General features: G+C 59.2%; 15 protein-coding genes and 1 pseudogene. 12 read left to right on the forward strand and 4 right to left on the reverse strand.

Annotated features, from left to right (window positions below):
• Positions 1-497: pseudogene (locus tag ACQKRQ_RS40130) on the reverse strand (hypothetical protein); the annotation flags it as partial.
• 270 nt (positions 498-767) lie between these two features.
• Here ACQKRQ_RS40130 and ACQKRQ_RS40135 point away from each other — a divergent pair.
• The 6 genes from ACQKRQ_RS40135 (at position 768) to ACQKRQ_RS40160 (ending at position 6318) form a co-directional block, all read left to right on the forward strand.
• On the forward strand, positions 768-1448 hold the full coding sequence (locus ACQKRQ_RS40135; RefSeq protein WP_427483263.1) for a hypothetical protein: 681 nt from the start codon (positions 768-770) through the stop codon (positions 1446-1448).
• A 626-nt stretch (positions 1449-2074) separates the two neighbouring features.
• A complete protein-coding gene (locus ACQKRQ_RS40140; protein ID WP_427483264.1) occupies positions 2075-3532 on the forward strand; it encodes an ATP-binding protein in 1458 nt (485 codons plus the stop codon).
• A complete protein-coding gene (locus ACQKRQ_RS40145) occupies positions 3529-4152 on the forward strand; it encodes a response regulator transcription factor (RefSeq protein WP_342960743.1) in 624 nt (207 codons plus the stop codon). Before ACQKRQ_RS40140 ends, ACQKRQ_RS40145 begins: the two co-directional genes overlap by 4 nt.
• Before the next feature lie 165 nt (positions 4153-4317).
• Positions 4318-4704, forward strand: coding sequence for a response regulator transcription factor (locus ACQKRQ_RS40150; RefSeq protein WP_408181871.1), 387 nt, complete (start codon positions 4318-4320; stop codon positions 4702-4704).
• A gap of 318 nt (positions 4705-5022) precedes the next feature.
• Positions 5023-5784, forward strand: coding sequence for a hypothetical protein (locus ACQKRQ_RS40155; protein ID WP_427483266.1), 762 nt, complete (start codon positions 5023-5025; stop codon positions 5782-5784).
• 249 nt (positions 5785-6033) lie between these two features.
• Complete coding sequence (locus ACQKRQ_RS40160; protein WP_132383109.1) at positions 6034-6318, forward strand: hypothetical protein; 285 nt, start codon at positions 6034-6036, stop codon at positions 6316-6318.
• A 176-nt stretch (positions 6319-6494) separates the two neighbouring features.
• On the opposite strand, the gene ACQKRQ_RS40165 is transcribed toward ACQKRQ_RS40160, so the two are convergent.
• The 3 genes from ACQKRQ_RS40165 to ACQKRQ_RS40175 are packed head-to-tail and all read right to left on the reverse strand — an operon-like array spanning position 6495 to position 8513.
• The gene (locus tag ACQKRQ_RS40165; protein ID WP_427483268.1) at positions 6495-7286 is read right to left on the reverse strand and encodes a hypothetical protein; all 792 of its coding nucleotides are present in this window, start codon (positions 7284-7286) and stop codon (positions 6495-6497) included.
• A gap of 11 nt (positions 7287-7297) precedes the next feature.
• Positions 7298-8170 carry a DUF2092 domain-containing protein gene (locus ACQKRQ_RS40170; protein WP_427483269.1) on the reverse strand — a complete coding sequence of 291 codons (873 nt, stop codon included), beginning with the start codon at positions 8168-8170 and terminating at the stop codon, positions 7298-7300.
• 46 nt (positions 8171-8216) lie between these two features.
• The gene (locus ACQKRQ_RS40175; protein WP_132383115.1) at positions 8217-8513 is read right to left on the reverse strand and encodes a hypothetical protein; all 297 of its coding nucleotides are present in this window, start codon (positions 8511-8513) and stop codon (positions 8217-8219) included.
• Between the two features lie 1292 nt (positions 8514-9805).
• On the opposite strand from ACQKRQ_RS40175, the gene ACQKRQ_RS40180 reads away from it, so the two are divergent.
• From ACQKRQ_RS40180 to ACQKRQ_RS40205, 6 genes are all read left to right on the forward strand, one after another.
• Positions 9806-11350 (forward strand): sensor histidine kinase, encoded by a 1545-nt coding sequence (locus ACQKRQ_RS40180; RefSeq protein ID WP_427483270.1) that lies wholly within the window; start codon positions 9806-9808, stop codon positions 11348-11350.
• A gap of 5 nt (positions 11351-11355) precedes the next feature.
• Positions 11356-11991: a response regulator transcription factor gene (locus ACQKRQ_RS40185; RefSeq protein ID WP_132383119.1), complete on the forward strand. Its 636-nt coding sequence runs from the start codon at positions 11356-11358 to the stop codon at positions 11989-11991.
• Between the two features lie 163 nt (positions 11992-12154).
• Positions 12155-12541, forward strand: coding sequence for a response regulator transcription factor (locus ACQKRQ_RS40190; RefSeq protein ID WP_408183547.1), 387 nt, complete (start codon positions 12155-12157; stop codon positions 12539-12541).
• A 152-nt stretch (positions 12542-12693) separates the two neighbouring features.
• On the forward strand, positions 12694-13269 hold the full coding sequence (locus tag ACQKRQ_RS40195; RefSeq protein ID WP_427483273.1) for a YSC84-related protein: 576 nt from the start codon (positions 12694-12696) through the stop codon (positions 13267-13269).
• A gap of 393 nt (positions 13270-13662) precedes the next feature.
• The gene (locus ACQKRQ_RS40200; RefSeq protein WP_132383127.1) at positions 13663-14070 is read left to right on the forward strand and encodes a hypothetical protein; all 408 of its coding nucleotides are present in this window, start codon (positions 13663-13665) and stop codon (positions 14068-14070) included.
• Positions 14071-14087: 17 nt separating this feature from the next.
• Positions 14088-15353: an efflux RND transporter periplasmic adaptor subunit gene (locus ACQKRQ_RS40205; RefSeq protein ID WP_427483275.1), complete on the forward strand. Its 1266-nt coding sequence runs from the start codon at positions 14088-14090 to the stop codon at positions 15351-15353.
• Positions 15354-15357 lie beyond the last annotated feature (4 nt).

Below are 15357 nucleotides of genomic sequence, written 5' to 3' on the forward strand. Positions count from 1 at the left end.
ACGACTTCTCCAGCGGCGGGCAGGTAGGGCAGGTAGCGTTGCACGTACATCTGGCTCTTTTCGCGCTCGCTCGGCGCGGGCAGCGCGACGACGCGAAATATGCGCGGACTCACACGCTCGGTGATTGCCTTGATGGTGCCGCCCTTGCCCGCGCCATCGCGTCCTTCGAAAACGATGCAGATCTTGCTGCCTGTTTGAATCACCCATTCCTGGAGCCTGACCAGTTCGACATGCAACTGGAACAACGCCTTCCGATACTCCTTGTAGGAGAGCGTTTTGTCCGCCCCGGACGGGTCTTTTTTCGCTTCTTTCTTCGCCATTACCATGTCTCCATGCGCACGTTGACCTGAGTAATTTTCCGAAGATCCCTTACCAATGTAGGTCTCGGCGTAAAGCAATGCCATACAACCTTGGTCCAATATCGTCGCCACGTCGAACGCCGTATGCTGCAAGTCTGCGCTCGTGGTCAACTGATGAAGGCCGGTGAGGAACCACATTCGTGCCACGCGCGCGGAATGCCGCAGGGCGGGGTGGTCATCCGATCCTGATGAACCTGTACAAGCGTCACGCATCCGACAGTCAGATGAAGCGTGAATATCCGCGCTCCCCGTTCGCTACGCCGCATGGCGCGTTTTCAATTCGCGAGAGGAGGCCTCCTCGCTCAACGGCATTCGCTCGGCGCGAGGTGTCGAACGCCACGTGCCGATTCGGCAGGGTAGTGAGTACGATCAGAGTACGATCACGCGCTAACCGCAATCGGAGAGTTCATGTACGCTACTGGTCCGACGGATGACGAAGACGTCGAAGCGCGCGAGCCGGTTCTGGATACCGTCGACCGGGTGTCGGAACTGTGTTTTGGTCTGTTTATGGCGCTGACGTTCGTCGGCGCCGTGTCGGCCGTGACAGCAGGCGAAGACGCTGGGCGAAAAATGTTCTACACGGCACTTGGCTGCAACCTCGCGTGGGGACTCGCGGATGCTGTGATGTTTCTCATACGCACGGTGACCAATCGCGCCAGACGGCTCACACTCGCGTCGACGGTAAAAAGCGAGCCGGACGCGGCCGCCGGGGTTCGCGCCCTTCGCGACGCGTTGCCAAGATGGATCAAACCCTTGATCGCCGATACGGAACTGGAACTCATCCGCGCGCGCCTCGCTGCCGTCACTGCTTTGCCGCACCGCCCGCGCCTCGTGCGCAATGACTTCATCGGCGCGGTGGGCATTTTCTTGATCGTGGTCTTCTCGACGTTTCCGGTTGCATTGCCGTTCATCCTGTTCAGGGATGTCCCGACTGCCTTGATCGTGTCGCGTGCACTCACCCTTGCCATGTTATTTGCCAGTGGCGTGGCGCTAGGCCGCCACGCCGGCTACGGCGGATGGAAAACAGGATGCGCGATGGTTGCGCTCGGCATCGCACTGACCATGGCAATCATTGCATTGGGTGGGTGATGCGTGGTCGGCTCCGCCGGATTGCCCAGCTCCCGCCTGATCCGCACGAGTTGAGCGTTGATCGACAATGAACGGTACCCTGCATGCACATATAGAAGCCAGGGTGCACGAATGCATCGACAGGCAAACGCATCGGGATCAAGAAACTGCCTCGGCTTTGCGCTCATTCATCCGCGCTTCACCTGTGGCCTGTGTGGGCGGCTGGTGATTGCGGTGCGATGTAACCTGCGAGACCTCTGTTCGCTATGGAAAAAAAACGGTTGCGCGCGAGCGTCGTCGATATTTGAAGTTTGTCGATCCCGCGACACCGGCGCTTGCGCCATCGACCCACCTGGATGACATCGTGATAATTAACTGGGTACGAAATGAAACTATTCGGGTCTACCCTATTTGCTGATCTATGTCAGAAAATGCAGGACACCTTGGCCTATAGTGATCCTGCCGATCGGGAAAAATGACGCAAAGTCCCCGGTAAATAATTTGCGGCGGCCTATACTAAATTACAGCTATTACCTTGCCGGATGTTCGCGGCAACTTTCGCGAAGTCAACTAGGTCGTTGAATCCAGTAGATCAGGCGCCGCAGCCATATTGGCTGAATCAGCGCGAACTGGGTACGGAGATACCGATGATCAATCCGATCATGCAGGGGAGAGACCGGGTGATAGACGTAGTTACAACGTCAATAGCCTGGTTCGCACAACAACGCTATTTTCTTCAAAGCTTTTCCCCCGACATACATGCTTTCCTAACTAGTGGCGCCACGATTCGCGAACGACACGATTCTCATTCAACGACGTCGACGCAGGTCTTACTCCCATCCCTTCACTGTGACATTGGCGTGTCGAGCATGCAGGCCACGGCCGACCCCCTTGAGGATCCCGATTCGGCGCCGGGATGGAGAGGGCGTGTTGTCACATGCGTGTCGTGGTTACTGGGAGGCGGCCGCGGTACGCGCCGGATGCTCAACGCAAGGATTCCTTTGCGGGAGGCGCTTGAAATGATGCCGGTCCCGATCGTCACCGTCGACCATCGGAATCAGATCACCTTTGCGAACGCTCGAACGATAGAACTGTTCGGCTACACGAGGGAACAGCTGGCCGGCGCACCGACGGAGATGCTGTTCCCGATTCGTGGCGTGGGTGGCGACCATTTGGAAGTCGAAGAGCGTGGCGACGCAAGCCAAAATGCCGGCGTTTCAACGACACAGGTGCTGGTCGCGCGACGGCGTGATGGCGTCGGTTTTCCCGCGGAAACCAATACCACGAAATACACGGTTCACGACCAGGTACTGCGCATCATCGCGATATCGGATCGCAGTGCCTCCCAGGAAGTGGATCGAAACCGGAAGGAACTCGTACATCTGGCGCGCGTTTCGTCTCTGGGGGAGCTGGCCGGATCGCTTGCACACGAGTTGAAGCAGCCACTCACCGCCATTTTGTTCAACGCGCAAGCGGCACAGAAATACATGGAGTCGGAGACTGCCGACAAAGCGGAACTCCGTGGCGCGCTGGAAGATATTGTCACGGATAACCGTCGGGCGAGCGAAGTCATCCAGAAGATCCGGACATTGGCGCGGAAAGGCGATATTGAATTGCAACCGCTGGACGTCGGCGACGTCGTACGCGACATCGCTGTTCTTGTGCATAGCGACGCCCTGACTCGCGGCGTTCGCACCCGCTTCGACATTTCCGAAAATCTGGCGATGGTTTGGGGTGACAGGGTTCAACTTCAGCAGGTCGTACTGAACCTGCTGTTGAACGCTTTCGATGCGGTCAAGGAGTGTGCTCCCGCGGAACGTGTGGTCGAGACAACCGTGCGGGAAGAACCGGATGGAGGAGTGCGGATTACGGTGAAAGACAACGGGCTGGGCCTGACCGTCGACAAGATGGACAAGATTTTCAGGGCTTTTTTCACTACCAAACTTCAAGGGCTCGGGCTGGGTCTTTCCATCAGCCGCACGATCATCACCGGTCACGGAGGCAGAATATGGGCGGAGAACAACAATGGCAAGGGAGCATCGTTCCACGTAACGCTGCCCCAGGGAACCGGCTTACGACAGGGCTGCGGCCCACAGTCACCATGAGCCAGCCCACAACCCGTGTTTTCGTCGTGGACGACGACGAACGGGTAGGATGCGCACTCACCCGATTGCTGCGCGCCTCGGGCTATCACGTCGAATGCTTTGACAGTCCGGAAGCCTTTCTGGATAGAACCGATCTGGCGAGCACACCCGCTTGCCTCGTTCTCGATTTGCAGATGCCCGGCATGACGGGGCTGGAGGTGCAGCACAAGCTCGACCAGCTCCTCCCCATCGTGTTTCTGACGGGGCACGGCGACGTCGTCTCGAGTGTGGATGCGATGAAAGCCGGCGCATTCGACTTTCTAACCAAGCCGGTAAGCGAATCGCTCATGCTCGCTGCGATAGATCGTGCGCTTAAGCGCGCATGTATAGAGTTTGCGAAAAGAACCCAAAGGGCGGAGATCGAGGAACGGGTTAATCATCTCACGCGCCGCGAGCGCGAAGTCATGGCGCTCGTATTGACAGGTCGATTGAACAAACAGGTTGCCAGCGATCTGGGCGCAGCCGAAAAGACGATCAAGATTCATCGGGCCCGCGTGATGGAGAAGATGAAGGCGAGATCGATTGTCGAACTCGTTCGGCTCGCGGAAAAGGCCGGGGTGCACGCGGCCGACGACGAGTGATCTCCGCGCGGTCTGATCGACACCTCATACGATGCCTGCTCGGCCTCAACCACTGTGGTCGACGCTGCTAGTGGACCAAAGCCCTATATCTCATTTTGCTATCTCCCGGTAGGCTGAAGCTGCAAAAATCTACTAGCGAGAGCGATTGCGTGGTCGCATCGTAATATGGTCAATCCCAACCAAATCGTTGCTGTGGTCGACGATGACGAATCGGTTTGCCGCGCCATCAGGCGTTTACTGCAGTCTGTCGGTATAGAGGCAGAAACGTTCTCCAGTGGTGAAGAGTTTTTGGACACGCTTTCGGCGATTCCGTCATATCGGCCTTCTTGTGTGGTTCTGGATATCCAGATGCCGGGAATCAGCGGCCTGGAGGTCCAGCGTCAGCTTGCGCCGATCGGACTGCCTATCATCATGATTACCGCACACGACGAGCTTTCCGCTCGGCAGACCGCGCTTGTGTCGGGTGCTGTCGCGTATCTGCGTAAACCATTGAACGGCGCCATCCTGATCAAGGCCGTGGAAATGGCGGTAGGCGGTACGCCGCTGACCTGAAGCATTTTCATGAACCTTTGACATCTTGGCGAGCAACGTTTTCGTTTCCGCCCATCCGCTTTTCAGGTCATCCATAACAGTGACGCAGATCTAGAAAGATAGGCGCGCCACCGCAGTATGCTATTGGACCTTGGTTCAATTGCATACTGCGGTGCTGCGCGCAAGATGCGGATTGGGGGTGGGTGTGGCCGAGCTTCGTCAGTCGTGCGCTTTCATGAAACACGAGGAACGTCGGCCCACGGCAGCACGGGCGCGGCAAGCGCGTCGCTTCGAAGATCGGGGCGTTTACCCCTATTATCCGGGACGGAGGATTGCAGGATGAGCCACCTCGTCGTCGCACTGATTGTATTCATCGTTGTTCTCGGCAGCGCGCTAGCATGTTCCTACCTGCGCGACGTGCTGCCGCAACACCACTTAAGCGACGAATCGATCAGTATGGTGAAGCTGACGACCGGCCTTCTCGCTACTCTTGCCGCGTTAGTCCTTGGTCTGCTCATATCATCGGCGAAAGGCTCTTTCGACACGACGAACGGGGAGCTTGTACATAGCGCCGTCAACATCGTCCGTCTTGATCGCGTGCTGGCCAGATATGGACCGGAGACACGCGATATCCGCGCCCAGCTTAAACACATCACCGCTGCGTCGATCGCGTTACTCGCTGACGGTGATGCGGCACAAGTCGTGCGAATGACTGGCCCGGAGGCAATAGCCAGGACAGAAGAGTTTCAACGCCAGGTGGAAACCCTCTCGCCGCACAACGCGGCGCAAAGTCAATTGCAAACCAAGGCGCTGCAGATTGTCGATGAAGTTTACACCACGCGCTGGCTGGCATTGCTCCAGGAGAAAGCCTCCATCCCCACGCCGCTACTGGTTGTTCTGGTGGTGTGGCTGGCCATCATTTTCGGCACATTTGGCCTGTTCGCCCCTCGCAACGGTACAACGATCACCGTCCTGGTGATGGGCGCGGTGTCGGCGGCCGGCGCAATTTTCATGATCATGGAAATGAACACACCGCTCGATGGGGTAGTCAGAGTCTCCCTTGGACCCATGCGCGCCGCGCTCACCATAATCGGGCAGTAACCGCTCGATCGCGGAGGTATTTGTTCGCTGGTCACCTGCTCAAGACCCACCAGCGATTGAACCAGTGTGATGTGCGAGTTGACGTATAAGGGGGCTGAATCATCGCTGCTCGCAATAGGACTTGAGGAGTCGAAGTGCAATATGCGCGGGAGTGAATGCGACTAAACTGGAATATGCATCAGTCCGGACGCATCGTCCCGTCGGGAGGAGATCGCAAGAATCTCACGCTGGTCACATCAGGAGGTGAGTATGAAGATTCTGTTCATGTTGATATGTGTAGTGGCGTCTTCGACTGCGTTCGCGGAGTGCGTCACCAACGCTCGTGGCGTGACAGCGTGCAACAACGCACAAGCGGCCGGCGGCTATAACGCAAATACGGGCAACGCGTGGAAGGCGCAAAAGAATCAGAACGGCGTGACGACGACGCAAACCAGCAAGGGTGGAGAGGCCAGGACGAAGAACGGCAAAGGTGTCTACAAGAGCCCGAGTGGAAAAACATGCTATCGCAGCGCCAACAGTCAGGGTTGCAATTAAAAATAGAAAATGGGATGCGAATGCGGAGCGGCTCATCGCAACGGACGCGGCTGCAAATGCTATGGGCGCCGCTGCGCACCAGCATGCCGGTTCCCCGATTCTGCACACACAGCCGCAGCGGCGCAGGGTATCCGGATGCTTCGCGAGAGCGAGTGCACCGGGTCAGCGGCGGCAGTTTATGAGGGCGGCGGTATCACTCGGTAGTAGACGCCATTCGCACCATAGGACGGTTGGAACCACGTATTGCCGCACAAATAGTAAGTGCCACCCTGAACCTTTGGGGAGATACAGCCCGCTGGCAGCGCTGCGTAGACCGAACCCATCGCGAACTGTGTGCTGGCAACCGCAGCGGTGTTGTACGCATTGGCGCTGCCGGCTGCGACACCGGCGTTGTATGCGTTAGATGTCGCGGCTGCCGTGTTGGCCGAAGCAATGGCGGCGCCGGCTGCTACACCGACTACTGCGCCCGCGGCGGCTGCGCCTGCTGTGGACCAGCCGCCGCAGTTGTAGCAGCCGGACCCGTAGTTATTCACGACGACCGGCGGATGGTACGCAGGATACGTCGCACCGTAGTAGGGACTGTGATAGGCCGTCGCGCCCGATGAACTCGTGTATGTCGTGTAACCGGATCCCGTAGCGTGGGTTGCCGTGCCGCCGTAAGCGCTGGTCGCGGTGGTGCCCTGACCATATGTATGGGTTGCGGTCCCGCCGTAACGATTGGTAGCGGTCGTTTGCCCCGACCCTTCCTGGTGGGTCGCAGTACCGCCATAGCGGCCGGTTGCGGTCGTGCCTTGCCCGTAGGTGTGCGTTTCGCTGCCACCCCAGGCATTGCTGCGGGTTGTGGAATCCGAGCCGGGCGCGTGCGATGTGCTACCTCCGCGATAGTTCGCATGCGACCACGCGCCGGCTGGATCGGTGACGAGCGCCGCAACGAGCACACTCAGGAGACGGATGACGACGGTCTTCATGATGCGTGTCCTTATTGGGGCCCCGGCGGCTTCGTCTTTGGCGGCGGCTTCATTCCTGGGGCGTCGGTCTCGTCCGGGCGCGCGAACGCGATGCGCGCCGCACCGGTCGCTTTGGCCGAAGCAAAGGCATCCGCGGGGACGGTCACATCGAGTTGCCAGTTGGACAGTTCCAGCACGTGACGCAGCCTGGTCCGGTCGTTAAGGTAGACGGCATAGATGCGCCGCGGCAGTTTGTCCTGCGTGCCGATCCAGATCTGCACGAACACATCCCCGGTGATATACGCGACCATGTCTGTCGTCGTATCGCCGACCACGCGCGATTGACCAATATAGAAAGCGACCTTCAGTCCGTCGGCAATGTCCTTATAGGGATCCGCGACGACCACATCGGTAAACGGGAAATAAATCGCGGCGGAATCGTAGGCGAGCTGTAGCGCGGCGTCGATCGTCGGTGGCGCGTCGGCGACGGCAACCAGGTTTTCCGCCGGCTCGAACGCCATCATCGCCTTGCCGTCGTAATAGAACTCCGAGGGCGGCCCGTCGCCGAGGGTGATGACCTTGAGCTTGTCCGGCCGCTGCAGTGTCACCTCCGATCTGGTCGAATAGACGAGGGGAGGACCAAGGCGGCTCGGACTCTCATAGGAGACGACGGCCGTGAATGCCATCGATCGGGCGGCGGCCAGGCGGGCGCACGCCGCTTTGAGCACCTCGATCGCGCGTGGTTCGAGTCCTGTCTGGAACGCCGGAGCGGCAGCCTTCGCGGGCCTGGCCGCTGCCTTAGCGGTGTGCTGCGTTTTCTGTGGCTGCTGGGTGTGGCCGTTCGCGATCATGCCCAGGCCAAGCGCGGCGACGGTCACGCAGCACAGGAATTTCGCGTAGGTCATCGTGGCCTCGATGAGTAGTCCAGTTCAGCGGCATACCCGGCGATGATCACGGGATCATGCCGCACTCGAACATCTTGCTGGCAATCGGCGCAGCCACCTTGTCGATGAACGCGGCGCGCATCTGCGGATCGCTGCGGAGCAGTTCTACGGCCTGTTGTTCCTTCTCCGGCTTGGGCCGGCCTTTTTGCTGGGCCTTTTCCTGCCACAACTGCTCGCATGACGATTGCTGATATTTTTGAACGAGTTTGCCGGCAACCATATCCAGAACCGGGTATTGCGCAGCTGCGGTACCCGCGAACAGCAGCGCCGGTGCGATCGCAAAGCATAAGAGACGCTTGTTCATGACATCGCCCTCACATAGCCATCAAACGGTTATCAGCGAGGAAAAGTGTCGCGACCACCGCTTTCGTAACACTGACCTGGTTCCTGATTTCCGCAGGCCGAGCTCTGGAAAGGGCAATCAAACGCGCGTGCCCAAGAGACAGAATAGGGGACCCGTGCGGACACCGATATTGAACCTTGGTCTAACGTGTGTGCGCAATCCGCTGCCTCGTCACACGTGCCCGAACGTGCCCGAACGTGACCGATCGGGTCGGTGCGTTCGGTGAAGCCGGCGTTGCCAGGGGAAACATCGGGATGTCACTCGCTTCGCAGCAATGCATGCCGACGTCGAATCGCACGATGCCCAATTCACGCAGGCACGACTCATTGGTTTTGAGGCGCTTGAACATGCGCGCCACTGCGCTGCCAGGTTCGACTGGCGGACGCGCAGCGTTGTCACCGGCTCGTCATACTCGCTAGCCACTTACTTCGGCATCGTTGACGGGGACGTCGAGGTATAACAGGGTGGGCCTTCGTCATGACTGTCCCAAGGCGGGAATACCTTGTAGCAACCGTACGGCATCGGGCATGCGCGAGCAGACTGATTCGCAATCAGCCATAGAGCAACGGAGCACGACCCGCTTCGTCCTGCACGGCGTGCCTTTATCAAGCTGTTCTCCGTGCGGATGCAATCGCCGCTAGCGGGACCTCGTCGCTGCACATAACATCAATGCTGAATCTAATTGTTTTCTTTTCCCATTCCGACGTATGCAGGTTTACCAGTAACGTGCGGATGCCGGGGCAACACAGGTCCTTGCTGATTCGAATCTCACGTCATTCAGATTACAAGCGACGCCGCGCGTGAACAACTGCCCTTTGGTTCAATCCAGGTGTTGTTTCAGCGTTAGCGAATCGGCATTTTATTGCATCGATTGAAGAATGCACGAACTCGACATTTACTAATGCTTGCATCAGGACTACGATTGATTTACCGGCCAGTTCTATGTCGTGTGTAGTAGTTACCTGGCTAGTCATACGGCTGGCCATGCGTGCGTTGTCTCCTGCGCTGGCCGATTTCACCGAATCGTCGCAAGCGACCTGCTATAGAAGTGACGGACCGCAATCTGGCGAACACGCTGCCTGAAAAAACTCGTTGGCGAGCGAATCACGATCCTGACTTTCCGGCCTGCTGCACATTTTTACGTGGCGGCGAAATCAGCCTTCGGGTCAGGCGCGTTATCTCTCGTCGAAATCCAGAGCGAGCTTTTCCGTCAGCCCATCTCTCGGCGCAAGCTCTTGAGAGGAATCCCGGTCATGAGCATCGTCATGCCAGCGATCATTGTTCTGGAAACCGCCATCATTCTGTGGCTGTTGATGGTGTTTGCCAGTCGCCGGCGAATTGCGCTAACAAGTCGTAGTCTTAAACCGCCAAATCTTGCGGATTATGTCGAGCGCGCGATGGCGTGTCTGGCTGCGATGCGTCCGCAGGTTTTCACAATGTCCGCTGGTGCCGGTTCGCGCGACGTCGTATCACGAACCGGTTCGTCAGCAGAGAGGCGCGTGGAGCAGCATCAAATGGCGGAAGAAGCGAATTCACCGGAAGCAGGTCAGCGTGCACGCGCGGGGCGTCCGATAACGGAGAGGGACCATGCCGCGGCTTCCGCACGACCGGTTCGGCGCCAGTCTCATGAAAGTGGCGGACGATCCGCAGGGTTGAACGATTCTCACGTGCTCGTGATGGAAAAAGGAAGCGGCGAAGCGTACTTTCGCGAGGCGCTCGCGCTGTTGCCTATTTCGATTCTGATGCTCGACGAGCGTGGCCGGATTTTGATGGTCAATCCGCAAACCGCCCGGCTGTTTGGATATGAATGCGACCAGTTGATAGGCAAGCCAGTTGGGCTGCTCGTGCCCGCTTTGCGTGCCGACACCGATGTTCCGCTCAGAGCCGACTTGTTCGCATTGCCGGAATCTCATGAAAGGACGCCATTGCGCGAGTTGTCTGCGCGGCGCAACAATGGCACGGAATTTCAGGTGGAGATCAGTCTGAATGCGTTTCGCTTCGACGACGGCAGCGTAACGCTCGCAATCATCGTCGACAGAACCGAGCGATACGAGCTGGAGCGCAACCGGCGGGATCTCGCGCATCTGACGCGCGTGTCCACAGTGGGCCAGCTTACGGCATCTCTGGCCCATGAACTGAACCAGCCGCTGACGGCGATCCTGAGCAACGTGCAGGCCGCGCAGCGCTTTCTCACGGCGGACCCCATCGATCTGGATGAAGTGCGAGAGATCCTGAACGACATCGTACAGGCTGACTATCGCGCGAGCGAGGTGATCCGGCGCATTCGCGCGGTCGTCAAGAAGGGCGATCTGGAAGTCGTGTCACTCGATCTCGCGGGCATCATTCGCGACGTGGTCCTACTGGTACGCGGCGACGCGATCGTGCGTGGCACGCGCGTGACGCTCGACGTCGAGGACGATCTGCCGCCCGTGCGTGGCGACAAGGTGCAGTTGCAGCAAGTCATGCTCAATCTCCTGCTCAATGCGTTCGACGCGATGAACGATCTTCCGCCCGTCGACCGCGTAGTGTCGGTGACGCTCATGCGCGAGAGCAGCAATACGATTTGCATCGCCATCAGGGATCGCGGCCATGGACTGACTGTCGACAAGCTGGACAAGATCTTTAAGCCATTCTTTACGTCAAAACCCCAGGGTCTCGGGTTGGGATTGTCGATTAGCCGCACCATCATCGACATGCACCACGGACGACTCTGGGCTGAAAACAACATTGACCGAGGCGCGACATTCTTTGTCACATTGCCTGTTGGGAATGCGACGGAGCAGGATGAGTCGCGATAGAAACCATGACAGATTCTGCTTCGCTTGTATTCGTCGTCGACGACGACGACTCCGTGTGCGGCGCGCTGGCGCGTCTGATTCGGTCAGCGGGCTATCGGGTGGAGACATTCGGTTCGGCACGCGCATTTCTCGACAGGATGCCGGTCGATGCCTGTCCCGCGTGCCTCGTGCTGGATATCGAGTTGCCGGATCTGAGCGGACTGGAACTGGCGCGCGAACTCAATGCGGCGCTGCCGATCATTTTCATCACGGGGCATGGTGACATCGCGATGGGTGTCGGCGCGATGAAAGCGGGGGCAACCGATTTTCTGCCCAAACCGGTGTCCGATACTGACCTGCTGCGAGCGATTGATCAGGCGCTCGCGTGTGCGGTGCGAATGCGAGCGACCCGGCTTGAGTTCGACTCGCTTCGTGATCGCGTCGAGCGGTTGACGCCGCGCGAGCGCGAAGTGATGTCGCTCGTCGTGATCGGCCTTCTGAACAAGCAGGTGGCAAGCGAACTCGGAACGGTCGAACAGACGATCAAGGTTCATCGCAGGCGCGTGATGGCCAAGATGGAAGTCACATCGCTGGCCCAACTCATTCGCATCGCGGACAAGGTCGGCCTTTCTGGCGTCGCGCATTCACACGCGGATCGCTGAGCGGCTGCAAGCGGCCTGACCGGCGTGTCGTCCGGGGATGCCATGAGGCCTTTCGGCGTCCACATTGCACCAAGGTCCACTATCGGCATTTGCGCCTGACTCATAGTCTATGGTTTGGGGGAGTGCACTGCCCCGTGCATTCCCGGACACCGGACTATGTGCAATGGGAAAACTCAAATCATTCGTTGTCGTCGTCGATGACGATGAATCGGTGTGCCGAGCGATCAAGAGACTTCTGCGCTCAGTCGGTATCGCTGCCGAAACCTTCGCAAGCGGCGACGCCTTTCTCGACGTGCTGTCATCCATGCCGTCATATCGTCCTGCCTGCGTCATTCTCGATGTGCAGATGCCGGGGCTCAATGGACTCGAGGTCCAGCAGCGTCTTTCAGGCAGTGGCACGCCTGTCATTTTCATCACCGCCCACGACAACATCAGCGTGCGCGAACAAGCCTTCGCAGGCGGTGCGGTCGCCTACATTCTCAAGCCGTTCAACGATGATCTGTTCATCAGGACCGTACGCGCGGCCCTCGAAGGAGGACAGCCGCCGTAGTCTGAACACGTGCGGATTCGCCCCGTATTGGACCAAAGTTCAATTGCCATCGGACAGATCTGCTACCAATACTACCGGTACCTGAAGGGCGCGGTGCACGCCGTTCTGGGACCCGGTCACGCAGTGACTCTTTTTGAATGGAGCGTCCTATCATGTTCAAGCTTGTCCGCCTGATGGCAATGATTCCGGTTCTGCTCGCGGCGGTCGCCTGCTCGAGCATGAACTCATCCACGTCTGCGTCGGCGTCCGGGTCATCACGTCCTGAGCTGGATCAGAAAGCGCGTGATGCATATCGGTCACTGGTTGCAACAACGCCAAAGGCGGGGGAACTGGCGACCAAGGCCACTGCCGTCCTCGTGTTTCCGGACATCCTGAAGGCGGGGTTTCTTGTCGGAGCGCAGGGAGGCGACGGCGTGATGTTCGGCCCGGACGGCAAGGTGCTGGGCTATTACAACGCCACGGCATTGTCATACGGCCTGCAGGCTGGGGCACAGAGCTTCCATCAGGCGATGTTCCTGATGACACCGGCGGCGCTCAGTTATCTGAACAGCAGCGACGGCTGGTCCGTCGGCATGGGACCGAGTGTCGTTGTCGTCGACGAAGGCAAGGCGAAGTCGATGACAACGACCACGTTGCAATCCGATGTCTACGCATTCATCTATGGCCAGGAAGGCCTGATGGCGGGCCTCGGCGTGCAAGGACAGAAGATCACCAAGATCAAGCCATGAGTCCGCGACTTTACGGCGCTTTCTGATATCGGCGTCGGAGTGCCGTGAGTCGGTGCCGGAACTGGATTGTCCAGGAGGCGTTTCGCCATGCAACCCCTGATGCGAGTTTCACCCGGGCTTGTGATGTCGGCGCTGGGATGCTCAGTGGCAGCCCGGCAACCCATCATTGACCCGGCTAAAGGCCAAAGCCCCCAGTGTCAACAGAGCGACACCGCCGATTGCCGGTTAGGGGCGAAGCAGACCACGGGTGTCGATCCCGTTGTGCTCGCGCGGCAGGCTTCCGGGGCTCAGGTGTCCCGGCAGTTGGCCACGTATCACCGCGCGACGGCTGCGTGCATGGCTGGCCGTGGGTACACGGTGTAGTAAAGATCGCAAGCAGCATGAGAGGGACCCATGAACAGAAAATGCGTACGTCTTCCGCTGGCGGCTATAGCGGTGTTGAGTGGGCTCTGTTCGGCCACGTTGTGCGCTGCCGAATTCGACGGCAGCAAGCCGCTGCTATGCGCCACCATCGATGCGCACGCCTGCGATCCAGGAGAAACCTGTTTGCGCGCCCTGCCGTCGGACTTGGGCGCACCGCAATTCATGCGCATCGACTTTGCGAAAAAGACCATTACCGGTCCCCAACGCGTGGCACCGATCCGCTTCATGCAAACCGATGAGAGTCAGATTGTTCTCCAGGGAACTGAATTCAGCTTCGCATGGACGATCGTGCTCGACAGGGTGGACGGCACGATCGGCGTGACGCTCGTCAACCGTGAAGACGCCTTGGTGCTGTTCGGTGCTTGCACCGCCATGTAGTCGCGACGGGTGATCTCATGAAACAAGCAACGCCTGATTTCTTCCTGCACAGGCTGCCGTCGCGCGATTCGCGACGGCAGCGCGCGCGCTCGCCTGCGCGGTTGCTGATCTACGCAACGCTGGCGCTGTGCGCTGCGTGCCACAAGCCGGCTCCGCCGCCGCAGGCCGGCGCGGCCGAAGTGACCGTGATGCAGGTCGAGCCGCACGATACGCCGGTCGAGTTCGAGTTCACCGCGCAGACGCAGAGCTCACGCGAAGTGGAGATTCGCGCCCGCGTGGACGGCTTTCTCGATAAGCGGGTCTATACCGAGGGTCAACTGGTCCATGCCGGGCAGACGCTCTTCCTGATGGACCCGAAACCATTCGAGGCCGCGCTGCAGACGGCCAAGGGCCAACTCGCGCAGCAGGAGGCGCGGCTCTATGTGACGAAGGCCAATCTCGCGCGCGTGATCCCGCTCGCCGCGCAGAACGCCTTGAGCAAGAAGGATCTGGACGACGCAACCGGCAACGAGAAGAGCGCGGAAGCGGCCGTGATCGCCGCCAAGGGGCAGGTGCAGACGGCGGAGCTCAACCTCAGCTATACAACCATCAAATCGCCGCTCAACGGTCTGTCGAGCTTCGCGAGACAGCAGGACGGCAGCTATGTGACGGCCGGACAGGCCGGCTTGCTGACGTATGTCTACCAGCTCGATCCGATGTGGGTGAACTTCAGCATCTCCGAGAACGAGTTGCTCAGATACCGCGACGAGATCACCAAGGGCGCCCTTCGGTTTCCGGCTGATAACGACTTCATCGTGACTGTCTTGCTGGCCGACGGCAGCCAGTTTCCCGATCAGGGCCATATTAACTTCACCAATCCTGCGTTCAGCACGGAAACGGGCACGTTCCTGGTTCGTGCGTCGTTTGCGAATGCTCAAGGCACGCTGCGGCCCGGACAGTTCGTGCGTGCTCGCGTGGCCGGTGCGGTGCGCCCGAACGCGATTCTCGTGCCGCAGCGCGCGGTATTGCAAGGCTCGAAGAGTCACTTTGTATGGGTCGTCGACAACGACTCGAAAGCTCATCAGCGTGTCGTCGAAGTCGGCGAATGGCATGGCGACGACTGGTTCATCACGCAGGGATTGAAGGCCGGCGAGCGGGTCGTCGTCGACGGCGCGCTCCGCGTTACCGCCGATACACCGCTGAAGATAGTGGCATCGCCCCCACCCGCCGCGGCAGCCGACGCGCCAGAGGAGGGAAGCACCGGTTCGAAGGCGCGCCCATCCAGTACGGTCGCGGCAAAATAAACGG

Source organism: Paraburkholderia sp. NPDC080076 (genome assembly GCF_050281145.1).
GTDB lineage: Bacteria > Pseudomonadota > Gammaproteobacteria > Burkholderiales > Burkholderiaceae > Paraburkholderia.